Origin of the sequence: Pseudarthrobacter albicanus (genome assembly GCF_018224015.1) — a bacterium.
GTDB lineage: Bacteria > Actinomycetota > Actinomycetes > Actinomycetales > Micrococcaceae > Arthrobacter > Arthrobacter albicanus.
On sequence record NZ_JAGPOT010000230.1, the window covers coordinates 1 to 377 of the forward strand.

The 377-nt window shown below is 66.3% G+C and carries 1 protein-coding gene; it reads right to left on the reverse strand.

All coding sequences use genetic code 11. The features are described from left to right. Positions 1–377: enolase C-terminal domain-like protein (locus J9611_RS21575; protein WP_281414607.1), on the reverse strand; the 377-nt coding region annotated here is incomplete at both ends.

The window sequence follows — 377 nt, forward strand, 5'->3', positions numbered from 1 at the left end:
AGGCCGACGTGCAGCTGCGCGGCGAACCCGACCGGGGAGATGTCGGTGGGGCCGTGGAAGCCGGACTTGATCTGGTACTGCGCGGCGAAGTCCATGACCTTCTTCAGCGGGGAGATCCCGCCGAAGTGCGTGGACGCGGCCCGCACGTAGTCGATCAGCTGTTCCTTGATGAGGCTCTGGTAGTCGTACACGGTGTTGAAGATCTCGCCGATGGCCAGCGGGGTGGTGGTGTGCTGCCGGACCAGGCGCAGGGCCTCCTGGTTCTCGGCCGGGGTGCAGTCCTCCAGCCAGAACAGGTCATACGGTTCCAGGGCCTTGCCGAGCTTGGCCGCCTGGATCGGGGTCATCCGGTGGTGCCCGTCGTGCAGCAAAGGCAG